The 24,005-nt window shown below is 43.0% G+C and carries 20 protein-coding genes and 1 pseudogene; 3 read left to right on the top strand and 18 right to left on the bottom strand.

Translation table 11 applies throughout. The features are described from left to right. Positions 1–35 precede the first annotated feature (35 nt). The 11 genes and pseudogenes from ACESZH_RS10355 to ACESZH_RS10305 form a co-directional block, all read right to left on the bottom strand. Positions 36–968, bottom strand: a complete 933-nt coding sequence (locus ACESZH_RS10355) for a glycosyltransferase family 2 protein (protein ID WP_373215099.1) — start codon at positions 966–968, stop codon at positions 36–38. An 80-nt stretch (positions 969–1,048) separates the two neighbouring features. After that, positions 1,049–2,242 carry a hypothetical protein gene (locus ACESZH_RS10350; RefSeq protein WP_373215101.1) on the bottom strand — a complete coding sequence of 398 codons (1,194 nt, stop codon included), beginning with the start codon at positions 2,240–2,242 and terminating at the stop codon, positions 1,049–1,051. Positions 2,243–2,344: 102 nt separating this feature from the next. Further along, positions 2,345–3,442 (bottom strand): glycosyltransferase, encoded by a 1,098-nt coding sequence (locus ACESZH_RS10345; protein WP_373215103.1) that lies wholly within the window; start codon positions 3,440–3,442, stop codon positions 2,345–2,347. Continuing rightward, positions 3,439–4,002 (bottom strand): glycosyltransferase, encoded by a 564-nt coding sequence (locus ACESZH_RS10340; RefSeq protein WP_373219908.1) that lies wholly within the window; start codon positions 4,000–4,002, stop codon positions 3,439–3,441. The genes ACESZH_RS10345 and ACESZH_RS10340 overlap by 4 nt, the downstream gene beginning before the upstream one ends. 13 nt (positions 4,003–4,015) lie before the next feature. Then, the gene (locus tag ACESZH_RS10335) at positions 4,016–5,185 is read right to left on the bottom strand and encodes a glycosyltransferase family 4 protein (protein ID WP_373215106.1); all 1,170 of its coding nucleotides are present in this window, start codon (positions 5,183–5,185) and stop codon (positions 4,016–4,018) included. Continuing rightward, the gene (locus tag ACESZH_RS10330) at positions 5,185–7,011 is read right to left on the bottom strand and encodes a sugar transferase (RefSeq protein WP_373215108.1); all 1,827 of its coding nucleotides are present in this window, start codon (positions 7,009–7,011) and stop codon (positions 5,185–5,187) included. Before ACESZH_RS10330 ends, ACESZH_RS10335 begins: the two co-directional genes overlap by 1 nt. A gap of 64 nt (positions 7,012–7,075) precedes the next feature. Further along, positions 7,076–7,303 (bottom strand): hypothetical protein, encoded by a 228-nt coding sequence (locus ACESZH_RS10325; RefSeq protein ID WP_373215110.1) that lies wholly within the window; start codon positions 7,301–7,303, stop codon positions 7,076–7,078. Between the two features lie 65 nt (positions 7,304–7,368). Beyond that, a complete protein-coding gene (locus ACESZH_RS10320) occupies positions 7,369–7,599 on the bottom strand; it encodes a hypothetical protein (protein ID WP_373215112.1) in 231 nt (76 codons plus the stop codon). Between the two features lie 120 nt (positions 7,600–7,719). Continuing rightward, positions 7,720–8,925 (bottom strand): UDP-N-acetylglucosamine 4,6-dehydratase family protein, encoded by a 1,206-nt coding sequence (locus tag ACESZH_RS10315; protein ID WP_373219906.1) that lies wholly within the window; start codon positions 8,923–8,925, stop codon positions 7,720–7,722. 108 nt (positions 8,926–9,033) lie between these two features. Next, a pseudogene (locus ACESZH_RS10310) lies at positions 9,034–9,645 on the bottom strand (nucleoside-diphosphate sugar epimerase/dehydratase); the annotation flags it as partial. 372 nt (positions 9,646–10,017) lie between these two features. Then, positions 10,018–11,190 carry a zinc ribbon domain-containing protein gene (locus ACESZH_RS10305; protein ID WP_373215114.1) on the bottom strand — a complete coding sequence of 391 codons (1,173 nt, stop codon included), beginning with the start codon at positions 11,188–11,190 and terminating at the stop codon, positions 10,018–10,020. Positions 11,191–11,508: 318 nt separating this feature from the next. On the opposite strand from ACESZH_RS10305, the gene ACESZH_RS10300 reads away from it, so the two are divergent. Further along, on the top strand, positions 11,509–12,651 hold the full coding sequence (locus tag ACESZH_RS10300; protein WP_373215116.1) for a tyrosine-type recombinase/integrase: 1,143 nt from the start codon (positions 11,509–11,511) through the stop codon (positions 12,649–12,651). Between the two features lie 219 nt (positions 12,652–12,870). On the opposite strand, the gene ACESZH_RS10295 is transcribed toward ACESZH_RS10300, so the two are convergent. Beyond that, entirely contained in the window at positions 12,871–14,430 is a 1,560-nt protein-coding gene (locus ACESZH_RS10295; protein ID WP_373215118.1) for an LCP family protein, read from the bottom strand. 126 nt (positions 14,431–14,556) lie between these two features. On the opposite strand from ACESZH_RS10295, the gene ACESZH_RS10290 reads away from it, so the two are divergent. Further along, positions 14,557–15,432 (top strand): homocysteine S-methyltransferase family protein, encoded by an 876-nt coding sequence (locus tag ACESZH_RS10290; RefSeq protein ID WP_373215121.1) that lies wholly within the window; start codon positions 14,557–14,559, stop codon positions 15,430–15,432. A gap of 344 nt (positions 15,433–15,776) precedes the next feature. Beyond that, complete coding sequence (locus tag ACESZH_RS10285) at positions 15,777–16,172, top strand: hypothetical protein (RefSeq protein ID WP_373215123.1); 396 nt, start codon at positions 15,777–15,779, stop codon at positions 16,170–16,172. A 163-nt stretch (positions 16,173–16,335) separates the two neighbouring features. Here ACESZH_RS10285 and ACESZH_RS10280 read toward each other — a convergent pair whose 3' ends face one another. From ACESZH_RS10280 to potA, 6 genes are read right to left on the bottom strand one after another with little or no spacing between them, the layout of a single operon-like run. Then, positions 16,336–17,475, bottom strand: coding sequence for a DUF362 domain-containing protein (locus tag ACESZH_RS10280; RefSeq protein WP_373215125.1), 1,140 nt, complete (start codon positions 17,473–17,475; stop codon positions 16,336–16,338). A gap of 8 nt (positions 17,476–17,483) precedes the next feature. Beyond that, positions 17,484–19,121, bottom strand: a complete 1,638-nt coding sequence (ptsP, locus tag ACESZH_RS10275) for a phosphoenolpyruvate--protein phosphotransferase (RefSeq protein WP_373215128.1) — start codon at positions 19,119–19,121, stop codon at positions 17,484–17,486. Positions 19,122–19,178: 57 nt separating this feature from the next. Then, entirely contained in the window at positions 19,179–20,207 is a 1,029-nt protein-coding gene (locus ACESZH_RS10270) for a PotD/PotF family extracellular solute-binding protein (protein WP_373215131.1), read from the bottom strand. A 60-nt stretch (positions 20,208–20,267) separates the two neighbouring features. Further along, on the bottom strand, positions 20,268–22,115 hold the full coding sequence (locus ACESZH_RS10265) for an extracellular solute-binding protein (RefSeq protein WP_373215134.1): 1,848 nt from the start codon (positions 22,113–22,115) through the stop codon (positions 20,268–20,270). Between the two features lie 12 nt (positions 22,116–22,127). After that, positions 22,128–22,946, bottom strand: coding sequence for an ABC transporter permease (locus ACESZH_RS10260; RefSeq protein WP_373215137.1), 819 nt, complete (start codon positions 22,944–22,946; stop codon positions 22,128–22,130). Then, a complete protein-coding gene (gene potA / locus ACESZH_RS10255) occupies positions 22,946–23,989 on the bottom strand; it encodes a spermidine/putrescine ABC transporter ATP-binding protein (protein WP_373215139.1) in 1,044 nt (347 codons plus the stop codon). The genes ACESZH_RS10260 and potA overlap by 1 nt, the downstream gene beginning before the upstream one ends. Positions 23,990–24,005 lie beyond the last annotated feature (16 nt).

Below are 24,005 nucleotides of genomic sequence, written 5' to 3'. Positions count from 1 at the left end.
CACTTTATGTTTACTCATCAAATCAACAACATTCATCAGCTTCTTATATAAATCCGATAAATAACGTTGGCGTATGCAGTTGGGAATAGCAAATACGTAATTCCTGATATTGCATATCTCGCTGGCAAACCTTTAATTCCAAAACGCTTGTAGTAGTTTATTATATTCTCTCTAATCCTTTTCTTTTTTTCGTTAGGAACATCCTTGTATCTAGATCTCATAAACACATTTATACTTCTTTCAAATAACGCTTCGTATGCGCTTTGAGGACATCTGCCAAATGTATCATTAGTTTTTCTTATTATGTAATCCAACAATCGAACCGTATCGTATATCTTCTCAAAAGGCATCCAATTCCCTGAATTATACTTAGACTGTCTGACATGATATAATTGTTTTTTATAGTAGATGCACTTATTTGATTTTTGTATGCAATTAAATAGATAATATGCATCTTCCCCAATCTTGATATCAACAGGGAATTCGTTCTCTATGGCAACCTCTTTCCTAAATAGTTTGCCAACGACACCTCCCTCATATCCATCTTTTCGATAAATATAGTCGATGGCTTCATAGCGAGTCATCTCAAGCACATCCCCATCATAATCCCTGTATATGGAGGTCATCAGAATATCTGCTTCACCTATCTTCTTTACCATATCTCGCACATAGTGTGCATCTACAGCATCATCCGCATCAATAAAAGTAATATATCCACCTGAAGCAATTGCCAGTCCCTGATTTCTGGCATACGAAACCCCGTGATTTTCTTTAAGATCTATAATTTTGATAAACTCATATTTTAGACTATAACTATTACATATTTCTAAACACCGATCCGGTGAGCAGTCATTAATAAGAATAACCTCTATATCTCTATAGCTTTGGTTAATTACAGTCTCCAAACAGGACGCCAACGTATCTTCTTTCTTATATATAGGAATAATAATAGTGACTAATTTATTCATAATTCTCCTGGGCTTATGGCTATTACTTGCCGCCTTATCCTTGCTTTTCATCTATAAGACTATAATTCGATATAGTCAGGTTATGTTCCATTCTTGCGCCGTCGAAGATTCTTTTCGTCCAGCATCGTGCCGCATACGATATATGCCATATACGGAAACACAAATGACATTGTAACCATTTCAGTGCCTATATTCAGTAGAACAAATAGCGCAATGAAGATCTTTTGATTCCTATTGCCATGCATAAACAATGAAAATAATATTGCAAGAAGAAGTAGTAATCCTATTACTCCATAACATTTATAAATAAGCGGCCATCCTGGCAACCATCCCACATCATCGCTTATATCTGGTACATAAGCCCCTCTTCCAAAGAAAAACTCAAGTGCCGATTTGGGACTAAGTGCCCTCATAACATTTTCGAATCGCCCTGAAGAAGCTTCATTACTTTGAAATGTTCTTCTAATTAATATTTGTGCTGTCGAGCTTTGTAATGCAACATATAAAGCTCCAAGTAAACCAACAATCAATAATAATGTTTTTGTGGTAATCTTTTTTTTCCTAAATAGTCTGTAAAAATAAACTATCCACGCAAGAGCCAGCATAGCCAAGCCTGTAGTCGAGCCGGAAAGAACTATTCCAAATGACAGAAAAATCTTTAATGAGATTTTTTTCGAAGTATCACTTGTGAGTAATAAGATGATCAAAAATCCTATTACATATACAGCATAGTGAGCTGGCTCTTCAAAAAAAGACCTTGGCCTGTAAAAAAAAGTATGATTAACATAAAGGTAGTCAGTAAGCAATTCTTCTCTTGCAACAAATCTGGCTATGAATCCTGGCAAATATATGTGGAAGAAAACCATCAGTATATATTGCATTAATAGCCATATCGTACTTAATACGCAAAACACCCCGTAAAGTTTTATTGTAAAGTTGATGTCAAGATAATTCTTAAAACATATAGCAAATATAATAAAATACAACAAATATCTAATTGTATATGTCATATGCTGATCAGACGGAGAATTGGTGTAAGTCATTGTTACAAAACCATCCAAAAACAGGTATGCAGCAAATAAAAACAGTGACGGCACCAGCTTGACTTTATGAGAAAGAACGCTTCGGGAAACTGCTATAGCAAACATAAGTACAAGCGCAATATCGGCTATAGTTCCTCTTCCCCCCGGAAGTTCATACATATTGAATATAGGCATTAACAAAAGTAAAACTGAAAGTAATTTACTTTTGTTCTGAATATATATAATTTGCATATCTTGCTCCCTATTCCCTATTTATTGTATCCTTGAAAAATCCAAATTCATCTATTTTCTCTAACCACGCAGAAAATGTCGGCAATCCTTTAATCTCATTAATTACAATCCCCTATAATACTTCATCAACTTAATAGCCGTCTGCTCACTATCATATTCTGTATCCTTAACAATTTCAGAATATTGTACTCTCTCTTGTTCTTCTGATTTTTTTATTGAATTCATTAATGCAGTAGACCAAGACTCTGGACCGTCATTTAATGATTTGAATGTAATCAAATTGGTAATGCTTACGTTTTTTGATATAACATCGGAAGCAAGAATTGGTACACCTGCAGCTTGAGCCTCTATCAATGTAAATGGCAGTCCTTCGTAAAGAGAAGGGAACAACATAACATCCATAGAAGCCAAGCACTCATTTACATTGTCAACGTTTCCGCAGAAAATAACACTTTTATCTAACCCCTTTTTCTTAACTCTTTCAAGGATATCATCTTTCCTCTCTCCATCGCCAATTAACATAAGGAAAGAGTTTTTATTGTTTATATGATACTTATAAAACACATCAACAATGAACTTGTGGTTTTTCTGCTCTGAGAATCTTCCAACGTGACCTATGACCGTACCTTCGGAGGGAATTTTATACAGTTCTCTTATTATTTTTCTTATGTGGTTATTATATTTAAACTTTTCTGAAATAATCCCATTATTTATTATGCAATACTTTTCATCCCCAAAAAACCATTCTCCCGCTTCAACTCCACAGGAGAGTCTTCCTATATCAAGCTTCCTGATTCTATTCTTATTGATACGGTGAAGGGCATTTCCAAGCAGTCCTCCATTTGATTTTGAATTGTGAGAATGAACAATCACTTTGATTCCCTCTTTAACGCAAATAACAATTGGCGAAAGATTTAAAAGAGAATTTAGGTGAAAGTGAACCACATCATAATGGCATTCTTGAATCAATCTTTTGAAATCATTTTTATTTTTTAAAGGCCTTTTATTATATGGAGCAATATAATGGATACGACCATGCTTCCGGATTATTGCTTTTTCTAAATCTTTATTCTCAATAGTGTTAGACTGAATGCAAAAATCAAAAATGCAATCTACAGTATGAACTGAGTTTAAAAAATTTAGTAAAAAGGACTCCGCCCCGCCTATATTCAGGCCATAAATATAGTGTAATACTTTCATTGACTATCTATCTCCAAATACTCTTTCTCCATAATTCTGCTTGAAGTTGAAACAGAGAAATGCTCCGCTTTTCTTTTACACAAGAATGACATTCTGAATAAATCGCCCTCTTCTTTTGTAAATCTTAGTTTTTGTTTGTAATCATTATCATCTCCACACAGCCATCCGGTCTCCCCATCTATAACAAAGTCCCTAATACCTCCAATGTCATGACCGATGACCGGAAGTCCTGCGGACATTCCTTCCAATGCCGCAATCCCAAGCCCTTCCCTCTTACTGGGAAATGCGAAACAATCAGACATCCATAGCAAGTCTCTTACATCAGTACGGAAACCTGTCAGAATAACACGATTAGAGACTCCGTGTTCAACAGCTAACTTTCTCAGCTGTTCGTCAAGATTTCCTTTTCCTACAATCACATACTTGGCATCAGGAACATCAGCTAATGCTTCGATAATAACTCTGTGGTTCTTATTGTCATTGAGTTCCCCTATAGAGATGACCACAAAGTCTGATAATCCCAGACCAAGTTCTTCTCTTTTCTCCTGACGAACTGCAATGCTTAAGAGATGTCTATACCCCCCCCCGATATACTTCAGACATAATTTCGTCAGTGTGCCTTATATCGAAGGCCTTTGCTGTTTTAAAGTTATTCGAGGCACAGTTATTTCGGAAGATTTCATCGTCATGCATATATTTGATAGCTTTCACCATCGCATCAACGTTAGTCGGATCTATACAGTATCCAGACACACCATCTTCTGTGTAATCCTTAATACCATTCACATTCGCTGATATCAGTGGTAGTCCTGCAGCCATCGCTTCAAGGGGTGCTATTCCCAATCCCTCTCGGATACTCGGATGTACAAAACAATCAACAATCTCACACAGTTCATCAACATCTGCACGGAAACCTAGAAGTTTGATGTGAGCATCCAGTCCATACTCCCTAATCAATCTTCTGAACTCTTCCTCCTGATCACCCTTGCCTACAGCAAGGTATACGATATCATCGATATTCCCCTCTTCTTTTATCATATGAAGAGCATCGATGATAACCTTCTGATTCTTGCGTTCTGAAAGTTCACCTACCGACAGTAGGATGAAGTCTGAATCCTTCACTCCCAATTCTGAACGTTTAGTTCTTTTATCCACTTTGCATACAGCGAACTTCTCGGTATCCACACCCACACCTGGAATATAGACAACCTTTCTGGCTTTGAACTTCTCCGATGCTCTCTTATAGTCTTCCTTGTTAATTGTAATCAATACATCGGTGCAGCGGGAGAAATATTTCTCTATCGGATAAAAAATCATCCAGTTCTTAAGCGGTGCTCCGTCATAAAAATGGAAACCGTGGGCTGTATAAACAACCTTGGTTCCATTCTTTCTTTCACTCTTAGCTGCTTGTCTACAGATAACTCCACCAATAGGACTGTGACAATGTATGAGGTTGTAGTGTTCAGATGTAATTAGTTTTTTAACTTGTTTGTACGCAGACATGACAGCCCTTGGATTTAGCGATCGTGGTATTGCTATATCAATCACACGAACTCCCATATCGTTGAGGCGACTTTTCAAATCTTCTGCTCTTTCGTTTGTAATAGTTCCTGGATGTGTGAAATCTGCTACAACATCTACCTTATAACCTAAATCAAGAAGAATCTGGATGTTCGGAATATTAAATTGATCTATCATTGAAGCAACTGATGCAAGCTGCAATGCTTTTTTTTGTTCCGCCATTAGCCTTCCGTCCTCTTAATACTTTCTTTTAATGAAACTTTCTGATATTTGAAATCATACTGGCTCATGTTCTGTTCATAGATCATATTGCCAAATGCCTTATTTGCCAGCCCTGAAACCTTGCCCGGAATGCGTGATGCCAGACCAACAACCCAATTCCATCTTTTTGAAACCCTTACATTATGTCCACTTACCTCCCCGATGATTTTTACCAGTTCCGAAGTCCTGGTATATTCAGCATTCTGAGGCCAGAAGATACCACTTTCTCCTCTTATCATTACCTGACATAGGAACTCACAGAGGTTTTCTATGTAAAGCATCGACCTCTCATTCTGCACATCCGGGAAAATAGACAGCTTCTTTGCCATCTTAGCAAGCGTAGGATAATTACCCTTACTGTTCTTGCCGTAGATCATCGGTGGTCTGAGAACAGTTACAATAAAGCTGTTATCCGCCAGTTTCCTAACACCTTTGTCAGCCTGCCACTTGCTATCTCCATAGAAATTTGCAGGTTTCGGTTTTGTATCAGCCGTAATCCTCTTCCGCTTTCCATAAGGAGCCGAATCTCCATAAACAATCGCTGAAGACATGAAAACAAACTGTTTAACTCCATCTGCCTTCGCCTTGTTAGCTGTCTCTATAGCAAGATCAGTGTTAACGGCATAGTACTTTTCCTTCACCTCATCAGACACATTTCCTACATCAGCATGGGCTATACCAGCTACATGGAAAACCACATCATATGGTGAGAAGTCCATATCTCTCCATGCCGAATCTATCATATCCACAGCATCAATCGTAAAATTATCAGGATAATACTCTACGGCATACGCTCGGAACGATTCTCCAATATATGAATCGACACCAGTTATCAGTACTCGCTTATGACCATCCTTATCAGCCTCGACAGGTTCACCGAATCCGATATGTCCTATCAGCTCATCATCACTTTTTCCATCTGTATAATGGCGTCCAACATTTTTTTTCTTCATTTCCCCAGTTCCGCCTTCAACCACAGACTCATCTTTTCCAAATACATGGATACTTCCCAGAAAACATTTGATATCCATCCCAAGACCCATCTTCTTAACATATTCTCCATCTAGCTTCGCCTTATCAAGAATCTCAAGTTCATCCCTGCCGTTAATCTGCGCCCAACCAGTAAGCCCAGGCTTCACATCGTTAGCACCATACTTGTCTCTCTCAGCAGTTAAAAGATCCTGATTCCAGAGACCCGGCCTGGGACCAATTACCGACATATTTCCAATGAAGATATCCCAAATCTGCGGCAGTTCATCCAGACTATGAGCACGCAGGAACTTCCCAACTTTTGTTATGTATTGCTCCGGATTCTCCAGCTGATGAGTCGGCACATCGTGTGGTGTACTCATCTTCATGGAGCGGAATTTATGTAATTTGAAATATCTCTTATTCTGCCCCACTCGCTTCTGCGTGAACAGCACCGGACCCGGATCTTCTATCTTTATAGCAAGTGCAATGATGGTAAAAAAGGGAGATAACGTAACAAGCCCACCAAATGACAGAACCACATCAATAACTCTCTTAACGTGTTTCTCATAAAACCCCGGATTGTAATCTACCTCTCCGATAGCCTCAAGATGTCCTTTTACTCCATCCGCATTTTCTTTATCATTCTCATCCTTAATAAGAACCACCTTCTTACCCTCAAACGGATTTTTATGTTCTTTATCATCTTCATAGATAGAGGATGGTTTTTTCTTTCTGGCAAGAATACTCATGCCCACAAATGCAGCTCCTAAAACAGCTGCAGAAATCCCTATGATTTTTTTCTTGTCAATAGACATGACTCCCTGTTCTCCTCTTATATTTCTCCTACTGAGTGCTGCGCACAAAGCCGTATACTATATGCTACATAAAGCTCAGCTCAGTACTAAACTGCTCCTTGTACTCCTGTACCCATTCATCTTCTGTGTTATACTTAGCTGCTCCGATATCTGGCTTTCTCCCTATTAATTCAATCGGTTGTCTATCCGGATCCTTTGTAAATGTGAATCTTCTTCCGAACCAATCAGTTCTAATGGGCTCACATTTAACAACCTTGACAGCCTCATCTAATTTCTCCACTAAAAAAAGCAATGTGCCTTAATCCATAATCTTCCGGTTCTGTTACATGTTCCGGATGCTTAGGATCAAGAAAGATTTCAAGAACCATCTGTCCACATTTCATGAATATCACAGTATCTCTCCTCAGCCGTCATTAGCTCTACTGCGTTAATGTTTTCTCCCACGGTAGACATCCAGTTTGTCTCAAAGGCTTCCGTCATATATTTCAGTTCTTCCCCATGCATGGTCGGGGAGGAAAGCCATACTTTATCCTTAAATGGCTCAATCCCTTTAAACCGTGGATCTGCCAGGTATTTTTCCTTATCCATTGTGTTTTACTCCTCTGTGATTGATGAATCTGTTTTCCATAGCGGACGCAGGCGCTCGCACACGCATTTAGCGAATACCCCCGACAATCAGAACCCCATAGCTTGCTGCAAGGTATCTGACTATCCCGCCTGATTTGTCACCGCCGCCTCCTGCAGCAATTCCTCATACACCTTCCCATGCATCTTCAGATCCGCCTCCGCCGGATGGTACGTGGGCACGATTTCTTTCACAAGCTCACAAATATGCCCGCTGTTGCTGTAACTAAACTCTGCCAGCGTCTCCAACTGCCCCAGGAACTTCTCGACATCAAACGGAATCGGTCTGCCAATATGTATCAGATCGTTCTGGGTCTTGGTAAGTCCTTCCTCCGCCATCAGTTTTTCCTCATACAGCTTCTCCCCGGGGCGCAGACCCGTATACTCAATCTTGATATCCACGTCCGGCTTATACCCGGACAGCTTGATCAGGTTTCTGGCAAGGGTGTCGATCTTTACCGGGGCGCCCATATCCAGGACGAAAATCTCTCCTCCTTTGGCATATGTCCCAGCCTGGAGCACCAGGCTCACCGCCTCCGGAATGGTCATGAAATAACGGATAATGTCCGGATGGGTCACAGTGACCGGACCGCCTTTGGCAATCTGCTTTTTGAAAAGAGGGATCACAGAACCGTTGCTGCCCAATACATTTCCGAAACGGACCGCCACAAATTCTGTCCGGCGTGATCTGCCTGACGCATTCTTAGAAGCAGCAAAGTGCTCCGATAACTGCTCTGTCTCCTCGCTGTCCTCATAATGTCTTCCCAGAAGCGGCAGCAGATCCTCCCGGTCCTGCTTGCTGATCATGTCCACGGACTGTATCACCATCTCGCAGAGACGCTTGCTGGCGCCCATGATGTTTGTCGGGTTCACCGCTTTGTCGGTACTGATGAGGACAAATCTCTGGCACCCGTTTTTCAAAGCCGCATATGCGGTTTTATATGTGCCCATCACATTATTCTTGATCGCCTCGCAGGGACTCGTCTCCATCAGCGGAACGTGCTTGTGCGCCGCCGCATGATAAACAATATCCGGCTTATATGTCTCAAAAACGCTGCTGATCCTGCGGCTGTCACGCACTGATCCGATCAGCACCACCAAATTCAGACCGGGATATTTTCCTTTCAACTCCTGCTCAATATCGTATGCATTGTTCTCATAAACATCGAAAATAATCAACTGCTTTGGCTGGTGTCCCGCGATCTGTCGGCACAGCTCGCTTCCGATCGAACCGCCTCCGCCGGTCACCAGAATTGTCTTTCCGCTCAGGTAATCATAGATTTCATCCATGTTGACCTTAATCGGTTCTCTTCCCAGAAGATCCTCCACAGCCACATCCTTCATCTTGCTTACGGAAACCTCTCCCGTCACAAGCTGGTACATTCCTGGCAGGATTTTCATTTCACATCGCGTTTCTTTGCAGATATTCAGAATATCCCTCTGCTCTTGTGCGCTGGCACTGGGTATTGCCAGAAAAATCTGATCAATCTTATATTTCTCCGCATTTACCAGGATGTCATCACGACCTCCCACAACCGGAATTCCTTCTATGTAACGTCCCCATTTGTTAGGGTTATCATCGATAATGCAGTAAACCTTCGCTTTTGTTTCGTAAGCCCGCTCGATGTCTTTTAGGATCATCTGACCTGCGGCTCCGGCACCGATCAGCATCACATGATGAATCATTCCCTGACTCTCACTCTTTTCCCGGCGGCTTCTTTCCAACAGGATAAAACGGTAAGAAAAGCGCACGCCTACAACCAATCCAAATTGAATAATCATTCCAAACAGGAAGTAGGAAGATGGCATTCTACCAAATGCCAAGGTGATTCCTATAATATGGAATATGGATGTGATCACTGTTGCAAAGCCGGTACGAAGTAGCTCGCTGTAGCTAGCAAATCTCCATACACTGTTGTACAGGCGTAATGCCCAAAATACAAAAATAGAAAAAGCAGTATAGAATGGTGCAAATTTCAGATAAGCTGAAAAATACTGCGCCGGAATCATCGAATATGTGCAGTCAAATCGGAACCACAGTGCCAGAAAATACGAAGCATTGACCGCAAGAATATCATATATGATTAGATAGAGTGCAATTAACTGCCAGTGTTCAAAGCGTTTCAATGACCGTCTTCCATTGCCATTACTGCTACCTGAATTTCTTACTTCTTTCCCTAAATTCCGTAACATAATAAATCAACTTTCCTTTATCATTTTTATAACTTTGAATATACCCCGCTCCCTAAGGTGCGGTTCTTCGGCGACGCCTCCATGGGCCGCCCGGCGATATTCGACCGGAAAGTACGCACCTCTGGTGCACACCCTCTCACCGGTTTCCCGGTATTTATATAAGAGCATGAAACATGCTGCTTATGTCATTTACTTTTCCCTGTTTCTCCGGAAGCTTTCCTGGCATTTTAAGCCAAGGTTTTTCGCATCGTTCAAAAAGCGATTGCCCTGATGGCCGTTTTCACAGATAAACTGTTTTCCGCTTTTTCGGATCTTTCCGCCGCAAACGGCGCATTTTCCGACCGTTCCGTCAGTTCGAAGTTCCAGCACCAGAATCCCCTTCGCCCATGCCTTGTACTGCAGAAAGCTGCGAATCCGGTTGCTCAGATGCAGCGGTGAAAAGTTCCCGCTTTTTAACATGGACATTCTGGAAAAGTCCTGACTGTAGTCGGGAAGCACTATGATTCCCGCCCTCTCCTTCAGGCAAAAATCTACAATTTCCCGGCTCACCTGGTGTCCGTAATGTTGAGACAGATTTCTCAGATGTACAAAGTATTTTTTATTGGGCTGAAGGGAATCATCGTGATCCGTATATACACGGGACTGTTCGATTTTTTCCATAAGCTGTCGGCAGCGGTGACGATACTCATCTCCTCCCCGGCAGGCATGCACAGCAATCTGCTGCCCTTCCCCATCCAGAACACAGCACATGGCAAATATATCCGTATTCGTAAAGCGGACGCTGCAGATTCGCTCCCCGGCGGCCATACGCTCCTTAGCAGTACGGGCATCGCTGTTTTCCTGACGCACAGGAATGTGAAGCATGTACCATTTGCCTTCCTTTACCAGGGTTGGGGAAAGAGGCTGTCCATCCATCGGAAAAGCCCTTCCTTTCAACTGACAGGAAATCCACACCCATTTTTCCCCATTCCAAAGCTTTAACTGCACCTCTTCTGAAGTAAGGTCGCTGTACATGCCTTTAAAAAAGGTTACATTGGCATCAATTCCTTCCGGAAAAGCTTCTGTCTTGCCACTGTCTGCTTTGTGAATTCCCGCAACAGTGCTTTTTACGACAGCAGCTGCTTTATTTATCGCAGAGCGTCGAAAATAAACAGGAACCTTTCCAAAGGGCAACGGACATTCCGGCTGTCTTTTCTCCCGCCCTGCCAGAGTTAGCAACTCCAGCTCCCGTTGAATCTCAAAAAGGCTGCTGTTCCATAATTCTTCATGTCTGCACAGGAGACCATAATAAAAGTCAACCACATTTCTGAAATACTCCTGTGTCTTTTCAAGCCATGAGGGTTCCGGGCAAAAAAGTCTCATTCGCCACGTCCGAATGCTGTATCCTGTTTTCATAATACTTTTGCTTTCTTTCTCAGCTTGTCATATTATTCTAGTAATGCGATAAGCAGAAAACCGATAATTTAGGTACTTTTTCTGCTTGTCGGTTTATAGTTTACAGCGAAATGAGGTGGAAGTCAATAAAGAATCTTCATTTATACCGTGTTTGTCATAATTTACTAGAATTAATTCCAACCTGGATATTTATTTATTCATTTCTTCAGCAGCACAAAATGTACTATATAATGTATAAGTGGTCAAAAAAATGGTACTAAAATCGTGATTTATAAGGAGGTAACTATGTCCAGAAAAGGTGAGAATATTCGTAAACGAAAAGACGGACGATGGGAAGCACGTTACGTTAAAGCCAGGGATATAAATGGAAAAATCCGGTACGGCTATTTGTATGGCAGAACCTATCGTGAAGTAAAGCAGAAAAAAATATGCAAGCTTTCTGAAACTCAAGCTGAAACTGCACTGTACGGCGGTGTATGTTGCCTTGCTCCCAGCGCTACATTCCACACTGTATCGCAATGGTGGAAGTTCCAGATTCGTCATACAGTAAAAGACAGTACTTTTTCCAACTACGAAGCTATTTTGGAAAATCAGATACTTTCCGAAATCGGTTCTACCCCTGTAAGAAATATCACCAACAAAACAATCTGGTATCTGATTCAAAAAAAGAAGGAGCAGGGATTATCAAATGGAACTATTCATGTAACGTTAAGCGTTTTAAGAAATGTTTTGAATTTCGCACAGTCAGAGGGGCTGAGCACTGCTGAGCCTATAAAATACCCACATCTGACTGTAATAAACAATGATATAAAAATAATGGATATAGAGGATTATCAGATTCTGGAGGAATACTTAATTCAGCACCTGGACAGATTTAATTATGGAATCCTTCTTTGTATGAATACAGGTATTCGTGTGGGAGAGCTTAGCGGTCTCCGCTGGGAAGATTTCGACTTTAGCAGAAAAAAGCTCCGCATCTGCCGTACAGTTATCCGAATCAAGAACCTGGACCAGATACCAGATCCGGTTACACATAAGATAGCAAAAACGATTTTATATATAGATTCCCCGAAAACGGCAAATTCACATCGTGAAATCCCTATTCCTGATAAACTTCTCGAGCTTGGTCAAAGGTTAGCAGGTGAAAAGGATACTTATATTTTGACCGGGACATCTAAGTGTATGGAACCCCGTATTATCCAGCGCAAATATTCTGCTTTACTGAAAGAATGTCAAATTCCGCCCTTGAAAATACATTCATTGAGACATCAGTTTTCCTGTCGATGGGTGGAACAGGGTTTTGACACAAAATCTCTTTCTGAAATTTTAGGGCACACATCTGTACGCACTACTCTGGATCTTTATGTTCATATTTGTTCTGATACGAAGCGTAAATATATGAATCAACTTATGGACAATCAACTCTAGTCAAAATCCAAAATAAATGGTAACAAAAATGGTCAGGTCTCCGAATACGCGGAGCCGGACCATTTTAGCAAGGGAGTCGCATTACTAGAATAATGCGACATTTACAGTATTCCACCATTTTTATATTTTATTCGGACGCAAAAAATCCAGGCACTCTAAATTTTGTTTAGAATGTCTGGATTTAATTTTTTGTCAAATCATTATTCAGTTAGCAGCACTCTACTGTGCCTGCACCGTTCCATCGGCTGGAGCCGTATCAGCGGCCGGCACTGTCTCTGCTGTAGAAGCCCCGGCATCCGCGTCCGCCTGTGTAATAACCTGTCCGTCACGGACTGCCTGCATGAGAGATTTCGCTTTCTCCACAGTAGTATAATCCGGAACCATAACATAAGCAGTCTGGCTCATGGAATAAGGCTTTTGGTTATCTCCTGTTCCGTCTACGCTGTAGCTTACAATGTTCCAGCTTCCGCCTTTGGTGAGCTGTTTTTGAAGAAGATCTGCAATCTCCTCATAGGAAATGTTTGTTCCAAAGCATCCGTCCAGGCTGGAAAGCACAGAGGAGTAGCTTGTAAGAATCTCCGGTGATAAAACCTTATTGGCTACACCCTGGATAACAGCCATCTGATTTCTTCCCCTCTGACGGTCACCTTCCTGGAAAGCGTAACGCTCCCTGGCAAATACAAGGGCCTGCTCACCGTTTACATAGTTCTCACCTTTATTGAAATGATATCCTGTAATATTTCCGGAATCAAAATCATAATCGGAATTTACGGTAATTCCCCCCAGCGCATCGATAATCTCCACAAAACCGCCGAAGTTCACGCGGAAGTAATAATTGATATCAATATCATACAGCATTCCCAGTGTATCCATACATACATCAATGCCATAAATGCCCGCATGGGTCAGCTTGTCCGGCTGTCCCCCGGAAATGGACAGGGGAACAAAATAATCTCTCGGTGTGGAAACCAGCAGAACCTGGTGGGTATCCGTATTCACCGTTGCAATAATGTTTACATCGCTTCGGCTCTTTGTAACCAGTGCACCTCTGTTGTCAATACCGCTGATATAAACTGTATAAACCTTGCCCCCATTTGCCGTGATAGTCGGCGCTGCAGGTGTCTCAGTGCTGCTTTCGATTTCCGTTTCTACTTCAACAGAACCTACTTCTTTAATCTTTGACTCAATATCAGTATAGCCGTCGATCTCTTCCAAAACCTGCAGATAACCCTGGTTCAAAAGAGCAGCTCCCGCTTCTCCATTTAAAAGTCCATCCGCTAACTCTGTCAGGCCCGCATATTCGATTGTCTGAACGTCCGTACCGAACTGGCTCTTTAAATGTTCCACAGCTCCATCCGTATTTTCACGGTCCAGTGACTGCAGGATTCCATAAGAATAGCCTGCTGTAGCCTCCACGGAATCTGCCGGATCATCGCTCCGCACATACACTGAAATCTGTGTTACCTCGGTATTTACGCCGGAAATATTGCTCAATGCGGTCCGGGTCTTGTTCACATAAAGACTTCCCATGACTAAAACAGCCACCAGTAAAAACGATAGCAGAACTCCTCCCGTAAACCTTGCGATATACCGGGTTCTGTGGGTTAAAAATGCTGCTAAGATTATCAAAACTGCAAGTACGATTCCAATGATCAACATAAAAATATTGGGAATCATTTTTGTCAGTGCTAAAAGTCCCATAAATATGAGAGCAATTACCAGTACCACTGCTGTAATGATCAGCCCTGGTATCCAGTCTTTTCTTCTCCTTCGACTCATTTTCTACTCCTTTTCTTAAGCTATTAAAGATTGGTAAACAATCCTTATTTTATACGCACCTTAGTAGAAAATCAAGTAAAATCGTGCTATAATGCAAAATATCATTATAATCAAAGGAGACTCGCCATGACAAAAGAAGAATTTCGCCAACTGACCCAATCTACCGTACTTCTGGACGGCGCTACCGGATCCAATCTCATGGCAGCCGGAATGCCAAAGGGTATCTGTACGGAAAAATGGGTCATTGCACATAAAGAAGTGATTCAGAAGCTTCAAAGAGATTATATTCAGGCCGGAAGCAAGATTATTTATGCTCCTACTTTCGGCGGAAACCGCGTAAATCTCACCATGCACAGACTTGAGAAAGACATTGAGGATATTAACCGGACTCTGGTAAGTTACGCCAGAGAGGTTGCCGTGAATGCTGCTTTTGTAGCAGGTGATATCACTACCAGCGGTAAAATGATGGCTCCGGCAGGAGAAATGACTTATGAAAAAGCTTTTGAGACATATCAGGAGCAGATTCGTATTTTGGCTGACGCAGGCGTTGACCTGATCGTGGCAGAAACCATGATTAATATAGAAGAGACTCTTGCTGCCGTAGATGCTGCCTCAAGTGTATGTGATCTGCCTGTTATGTGTTCCATGACTGTAGAGGCGGACGGAAGTATCTTCAGCGGCGGAAATGCCATTGAAGCCGCTGTTTCCCTGGAGGCGGCAGGCGCCGATGCCGTAGGCGTCAACTGCTCTGTTGGACCGGATCAGCTTGTATCTGTCATCCGAAACATTAAAGAAAATGTATCTATTCCAGTTATCGCCAAGCCAAATGCCGGTATGCCTGTTATTGATGACAAAGGCCAGGCTATTTATAACATGAACGCAAAGGATTTTGCCCGTCATATGCAGGCTCTCGTCCAGGCAGGAGCTACCCTCATAGGCGGCTGCTGCGGAACTACTCCGGAGTTTATCCGGGAAACGGCTGCATTATTAGGTCTGGCATGATTCTTAAATCTTTATAAACTCCTTGCAGTATTGTACGTTGTATGATAAGGTGTTTATATCTCAGAAATACAAGTCAACAACTCCGTTGCCAGTGATGGAGTTGTTGATTTATATCACCCCATATCTCTTGCTTATGCCTATCAAATTTTTTCAAAATTCAAATGGTCATTCGACTAAATTTTCTCAAAATAATGTTCAGAGTCATATTTATGGTTGCGCAGTATTCGATCCTTCTGTATAATATAGTTAGTACAGATTGTTCTTTATTCAAAGCATCCATACGCAGCTTCGCCTTGCCTCTGGACAGGAAGGAGGTTTCATGGCGGAAAAGGATATTCTTTCCAATGAATACTTTGAGGATAAGGAACGGTTTCGTTTTCGGTTTTCTGCAGAACTGTGAAAATATGGATAATCTACATAACTACATGAACTCACACCAACAAGAATTTGAAAATCTGAATCAGGATGCTTTCGATCTCATCCGCGTGATGTCTAATTTAGATGAGATTGAAGCTCCAACCCTCAAAAAGAAAGGAGCGGTTAGTATGTGCAAAGCAATTGATGACATGATAAAAGCAGGTGAAGAACGTGGTATTCAGAAGGGCATTCAACTGGGCATTCAACTGGTCCAAAATGTCTTAAAGCTGAAATCCCAAAACATACCGGACGGGATGATCGCGCAGGAGTGCTCTATTTCGCTTTCTCAGGTGCAGGAAATCACCAGCATTCTTGCGTCATGACATTTATAGCTCCGAAAACTCCCGAAACGGATCGAATCCCCTGCATTAAACTGCAGGGGATCCGATTTCCGCGCTGCGCGCAGCACTCCCCAAATGGACATGCAAGCATGTCCGCTTGGCTTGTTACTCGCAGAAATGAAGCACGCTGCTTCTGCCCTTCGCCTTATTTGACCTTGATCGCCTTCTCCGGGCACATTTCCTGGCAGCAGAAGCAGCGGATACATTTTTTGTAATCATACACAGGTGGATTTTCCTTTCCGTTTCGGAAATCCACTGCTTTCTCCGGAACGGGGCAGCTTCTTACGCAGATTCCGCAACGGATACACTTTTCCCCATCAATATAGGGCTTCTTCTGGAAAATATTTAAGGCCTTTGCCATACGGGTCCAGATATTATGCCTGATTTCGGTTCTGTCCACGTTAAAGTAGGGATTTCCGTATTCCATTACGGCATCCTCCACGGACATCTCACAGCCATCCGGTAAAAGCACCTGGATATTCGCTTCATCACTGTTCCCCAGCCCCATTTTCTCCCCGTGGTAATTAGTCGGCACAAGCTGCGGCTTTAAATGGACAAGTCTCGCAAACACGCTGTCCAGAGCCACCGGGTCTGTTGACATCAGCATCACCTTCATAGGAACAGGATCCCCGGCTCCGGGACCGTTTCCCTCCATAGCCACAATGCCGTCCATCACATAAAGTCTCGGCTTTACATACTGATTCAAATCGATCAGCATTCTGGCAAAGCTGTCTGCACTTGGATATTTTGTATGTCCGATTGCCTTGTTCCTTCCATATACAAATCCATAGCTGTTTTTTACTGCTCCCGTAATACGCTCCAGCGCATGGGTCTTCATCTTGGAAAGGGAGATCACGCAATCAGCCTCCAGAAGCTCTTTCGGCATCACAAATTCCTTTGCCTGCTTTCCTTCCGGATACTCCACATGCACTCCTTCTGAAAAATCAATGGCTTCAATCCCATATTTTTCCAGGTAAGCATCCATCCCAGTCCCTTTTATAACCTTTTTTGTCGTCCCGTTTCCGCAGGAATCTGCGAGTACAATATTCTCATACCCTTCTTCTCTCAGAATACGGGCAAAGGCGCCCACCACAACAGGATGTGTGATAACCGCCTTTTCTATCTCTGCTTTTTTCAAGAGATTGGGCTTTAAGAGAATTTTTTCTTCTTTTCCAATCAGCCTGGAAATTCCTCCTAGTAGATCCAGCCCCTCTTTCATCAGATTGTATACCTTTTCTTCCTCGTAGTCTTCACAGGGAAGTAAAATCACTCTGCTTTTTTCCATATTTCTCCTTATTTCCGTGCACAAGGTGCCTTGCTGAGATCCACAGCCCTGAGAGCCTTCCGCACCGGAAGGATACACGCCGGCACCACTGACAGAGAATCCACGCCCATTCGAAGGAAGGTTTCCGTAAGCTTCGTATCTGCCGCAAGCTCTCCGCAGATACATACCTGGCAGCCTTCCTGATGTCCAGCATGAATAACCATTTCGATCATTCTCAAAACAGCCGGATGATGATCATTATATTTATTTCTCAAAAGCGGATTCTGACGGTCCATCGCCAAAGTATACTGACTTAGGTCGTTAGTTCCCAGGCTTAAAAAGTCAACTCTTTTTGCAAGCTCCCGACTGATCATCACCGCCGCAGGTGTCTCGATCATGATTCCCACCCGAATGTCTTTGAACGGAATCTCCTTTTTGCGTAGCCCGGCTTTTACCTCCTCGACGATTGCTTCTATCTCATCCATTTCTTCTTCAGAAGAAATCATGGGATACATCATCTCAAGATTTCCATAAGCACTTGCCCGGTAAATAGCCCGAAGCTGCGCCTTAAACATCATCTTTCTGTCAAGGCAGAGACGGATTCCCCTGTTTCCCATAATAGGATTTGTCTCCTGAGGAATATCCAGATAGGGAGCCTGCTTGTCCGCGCCCAGATCTACAGTACGGATAACCGCAGGACGCTCTCCCATTGTTTCCGCTACTTTTCGGTAAGCCATAAAAAGCTCGTTCTCCCTGGGATAATTCTCCCTTCCCAGGTATTGGAATTCACTTCTGAGAAGTCCGATCCCTGTTGCACCGTAATAGATCACACTGTTCAGGTCATCCAGGTTACCGATATTAGCGTATATCCCGACATCCTTTCCGTCAACAGTTCTGTCCTTCTCCGCCTTTAGCTTTAATAACTCCTCTTTCTCCTCCTGATCAGCCCTGAGACGGATTTCGTATTCTTTCACCATCTCGCTGTCAGGATGAAGATAAAGGATTCCTGTATACCCGTCTACTATTGCCATACATCCATCCCATTCATCCTCCGGCACAATGCCGAAAACGGACGGGATTCCCATGGTCTTTGCCTGGATTGCGGTATGGGAAATTTCCGAGCCCTGGTGGGTCACCATAGCCAGGAGCTTTTCCTTATCCATCTCCATGATTTCTGTGGGGGTAAGCACCTCTGCCGCTAAGATCACAGGGTCCTTTCCCAGATTGATCCGGGGCTCCACACCTCCCAGCTCATCGATGAGACGGCCTGAAATCTCCTGCACATTGGAAATGCGTCTGCGGATAGAAGGCTCTTCCAGATTCCGGAAAGTATTAGAAAGCTCGTCCCTGGTCGTCATCACCGCATAAGCTGCATTGACTTTTTCTGCCGAAATCATGCTCTCCACTGCTCGCTGAAAGCTTCCGGTTTCCAAAAGTCTGGCCTGCTCCAGGAACGCACTGGCCTCCTTTTCCGAAAGCTTTGAATTTTCTTCATACAATCTCTTCAGCTTTTGCAGCACCTTGAGCCTGGCTTCATTGAAATCTCCCAGTTCCTTTTTTACATTGCTTACTAAATTCTGGCGTACCTGATATTCGCCTTTGTGATAATAGCGTATTTTACCGATGGCAATTCCTGCAAAGGTTGATGTACCTTTATAAATCTCCATCTTCTTTACCCCCAACTTTTCTTTTCCAGAAGTCTTTTTTACAGACAAGTTTTAAGATCAGTCACAAGCTGCTTTAAACTCCGTCCAGTTTTTATTATACTGCTCGTCTGCTTCTGCACTGATATTCTGGACGATCTCACCCTTTGTTACGCTGTCCGGCACTACAAGATCAGGATTTACCTGGTCATCTGCCGCCTTGTTTGTGCAGTAGTAGCCGATGAAATCAAAGCACTGTGCAGCAACCTCCGGCTGCAGGATGTAATTTACAAACTGATATGCGCCATCCTTATTCGGTGCCTCGCTTGGGATAAACATTCCCATGATACCAAAGCCAAGGCCCTCTTCCGGATAAACCACCTTCAAGTCAGGATTCTCAGCCAAAACAGCGGTTACCTGGGAAGTGTATAAAAATGCTACAGATGCTTCGCCGTTTAACAGAGCATCCTGAGTATTATCATCCTGGATCATACGCACATTCGGTGCCAGCTCAAGAAGCTTTTCTCCTGTTTCCTTTATGGAGTCTATATCCTCCTCGTTCATGCTCTTTCCAAGAGCCAGGTTTGTAATACCATTGATAACCCTATAATTTGCAGTAAGGGCAATGCTGTCCTCCAAAGACTCATCCCAAAGGTCACTATACCCCTTAATATCCAGATCTACCTCCTCCGGGTCATATACGATCAGAGGGATTCCGGCTCCGTATGGTACGATATATTCGTCGGTCGGATCATAGAACTGGCCCTGATACAGTGGATTGATATTTTCAAAGTTGGAAAGCTTTTCTTTGTCCAGCTTCTCAGCAAGGCCTTCCTGAATAACCTTTTCCAAAATATAGTCATCTGCGATCACCACATCGTAGTCTCCGCCCTTTGCCATGGAAACTTTCTCCAGCATCGTTTCGTCCGTATCAAAATTGGAATATACAATTTTGATTCCTGTCTCGTCCTCAAAACCGTCCAGGACCTCCTGTGGGAACATCCCTTCCCATGTATAGAGAACCAGCTCGGAATCGTCTGCGTATACCGGCATAGAAACTGCTGCCATCGCTGCTGCACATAAAACGCCTGCTAATACCTTTTTCTTCATAATAATCTCTCCTTTTATTGTTAATTTATTTTTCGCTTCGCTTTACAGCTCTGCTACTTTTCACTCCGCCTTGATCTTTGTCCACAGCTCTGCATATTTCTGCTTGATCTTTGGCTGCTGATACCGGAATATCTCACTGTTTGGGTTATCATAATCCGGGATGTAAGAGGAAATGCCTGCATAATCCGCTTCTATCATGGCATCGTATGCACTCCTTACAGTAGAAGTATACCCTACTTCCTGCGTGTTGGAAAGAGCCGATTGCTCATCAATCATAAAATTTATAAATTTGTGTGCCAGCTCCACCTCGTTACAATCTTTTGTAATGACCATGGCATCATACCACACATTGGTACCCTGCTTTGGAGTCAGGTAATCCAGGTTTGGATTCTCACTTATAATATAGGAAGCATCTCCCGAATATACCACTGCTATCGCCTTATTTCCGGAAATCATATTGTCGATCACGTCATCTCCCGCATAAATGGGCTCCATGGTATTTCTCTGATCGATGAGCCACTGATAAGCCTCCTGGATTTCCTGTTCATTGGTCGTATTCATGGAATAGCCCAGTGCCTTCAACGCGATCATAAAGGAGTCTCTCTCAGAGTCATACATGTAAATATTTCCTTTATACTTTGGATTTCTCAAAAGCTCCCAGCCATCCTCCAGATCTTCCTCATCCACCACAGTGGTATCATAAAGGATTCCTACGGTTCCCCAGAAATACGGACAGGAGTACCTGCTGCCTGAATCATAGCTCTTATTTCTTACTTCTTTCAAAAGATTCTTGCTGTTTGGGATCAGATCCCAGTCAAGGTACTGAAGGTATTCCTCCTTGATCAGGCGCTCGATCATATAATCGGAAGGAATCAGCACATCATATGACTCTCCGCCGGAAAGCTTCGTATACATCATTTCATTTGACTCAAAGGTTTCATACACGACCGTACAATTATATTCTTCCTCAAACTGCTCAAGCAGATCAAGGTCCATATACTCTCCCGCATTGTAGACTTTCAGAATATGGTTCGCTTCCGCAGCATACCCCCACCGTACCAGACCTGCTCCCACAACCACGATCAGGATCAGGGAAACGGTTCTCTGAAGCTTTTTGCTGATCCTTCCGGAATACTTTTCCATCAGTCTCGGCAAAACATTTGATAAAACCAACACCAGCGCAATTACCAGGATCACGATGGTAGAAAGTGCATTGATGGTAGGATTGATCCTCTTTGTCATATTATAGACCACTATGGAAATGTTCTTTACCCCATTTCCTGATACAAAGTAGGAAATCACAAAATCGTCAAATGACATGGTAAATGCAAGCAGCGCACCTGCGAAAACCCCTTCCTTTATCATGGGCACAATTACCTTTGTCAGTGCCTGAAAGGGTGTGGCACCCAGATCCATGGCAGCGTTTGCCAGGTTGGGATCCAGGCTTCTTACCTTTGGGTAAACACTTGTGATCACATACGGCGTGCAAAAGGCAATGTGCGCCAGCAGCATGGTCAGATACCCCTTCCGGAATCCAATGGAGGAAAATAAAAGCATCAGGCCAATGGCTGTCACAATATCCGGATTCAAAATCGGAAGGTTATTAATGTTCAGCAGCAGCTCCTTTATCACCTTCCGGGATTTTGACAACCCGATGGCTGTTATGGTTCCGATCACGGTAGAGATCACTGTAGCAAGAATTGCCACCGTAAGAGACACATACACAGCCTTGCTCACTTCCGTATTATGAAGAAGCTCGTTATACCACCTCATGGAAAATCCTGTAAATCTTGTCAACGATTTAGATGAATTAAAGGAAAAGATCATGGTCACCAAAATCGGAAGGTAAAAAAACACTAGGCAGAGAACTACATAAAATCTGGAAAGTAAATTTTTCTTTTGCTTCATTCTTTCCGCCTCCTATTCGTCCTGTTTGTCCAGCCGTTTCATCAGTCCCATGAAGATCAGGATGAGCACGGCAAGGATCAGCGAAATTGCGCTTCCAAAATTCCAGTCACCCACGGAAATGAACTGGGATTCAATCAGGTTACCGATCAGCATGTACTGTCCGCCTCCCAGCAGCTTCGGAATTACGAAGGAAGAAATTGCAAGAAGAAATACCATCATAATACCGTTTACCACTCCCGGAAGCGACAGCTTCCAGACCACCTTCCAGAAGGTCTGGAATTTATTTGCTCCAAGATCATATGCCGCCTCGATCAAAGATTTATCCATCTTGCTCAGAGAGGTGTGGATCGGAATGATCATAAAGGGCATAAAGTTGCACACCAGGCCCAGCATAACAGAAAAATCCGTATACATCATAGTCACCGGAGAAATGCCCAAATTTGCCAGCATGTGATTGATAATTCCATTGTCTGCCAAAAGATTCATCCACGCATAGGTGCGCAGAAGCATGTTGATCCACATAGGAATGGTCACCAGAAGGATCAGCGTGCTCTGGACTTTCTCCGGGCATTTTGCAATGATATACGCCAGGGGATATCCCAGCACCAGGCAGATCAAGGTACAGAGAATTCCCAGCTTAAAGGATTTCACAATAACATTTAAATATGTAGCCTCCAGGAATTTAGCAAAATTCCCCCAGGTAAAACTAAAGGTCAGAACTTCATTTCCTTCTTTTGTAAAGGCATACAGGGCAATCAGGATCAGTGGGATTACAAGGATCACGACAGCCCAGATCAGATATGGAATGATTAACCGCTTAAACTGTTTCATCAGTATGCTCCCATTTTACACATAACATGAATATCTTCCGGTCCGAATTTCAGTCCTACCTCGCGTCCCACTTCCGCGTAGTCTGTTGTCTGAACCTTGTAAGTGCGCAGCTCTGTCTCAACAAGGATTTCATAATGAACGCCCTTGAAGGTAATATTGCGCACAACACCCTTTATTTTTGCATCCTCAGGATCCACGATATCCAAATCCTCCGGCCGGAGTACCACTTCGATCTCCTCCCTGTCCTCAAAGCCTTTGTCCACGCACTCAAACTGAAATCCATCGAATTCCACAAGATAATCCCGGATCATCACACCCTCAATAATGTTAGATTCTCCGATAAAGCCTGCTACAAAACGGTTTTCCGGCTCATTATAGATGTCTGTAGGGGTACCGATCTGCTGGATTTCCCCATTATTCATAACAACCACGGTATCAGACATGGAAAGAGCCTCCTCCTGATCATGAGTTACATAAATGAAGGTGATCCCCACCTCCTGCTGGATCTTTTTCAGCTCAATCTGCATCTGCTTTCGTATTTTTGCATCCAAAGCGCCTAAAGGCTCATCCAGAAGCAGCACCTTGGGTTCGTTTACAAGCGCCCGGGCAATTGCAACACGCTGCTGCTGTCCGCCGGAAAGCAGGGTCACATCTCTTTTTTCAAATCCCTCAAGTCCCACCATTTTCAGCATTTTCGCCACCTTCTGGGCAATGACATCCTTATCCATCTTTTTCAGGCTCAGTCCGAAGCCAATATTTTCCGCCACGTTCAGATGGGGAAAAAGAGCATATTTCTGGAAAACCGTATTAACCTCTCTTTTGTATGGAGGCAGCTTGGCGATCTCGATCCCATTGAAAAGGACTTCCCCGCCGCTTGGCTCGTCAAACCCGGCAATAATACGCAGGGTTGTTGTTTTCCCGCAGCCGCTTGGGCCTAAAAGTGTCAAAAACTCTTTTTCATAAATATCCAGGTTAATGCCCCGCAAAACCTGCTGATCATCAAAGTTTTTTGTCAGATTTTTCAGCTCAATCAGTTTATTCATACTTATCTCCTCCTCC

It is taken from the genome of Ruminococcus sp. 5_1_39BFAA (assembly GCF_964240875.1).
In the GTDB taxonomy this organism is placed as follows: domain Bacteria; phylum Bacillota; class Clostridia; order Lachnospirales; family Lachnospiraceae; genus Blautia_A.
Note: the sequence above shows the minus strand (reverse complement) of the source record. Positions and strands in the feature narration are given on the sequence as shown.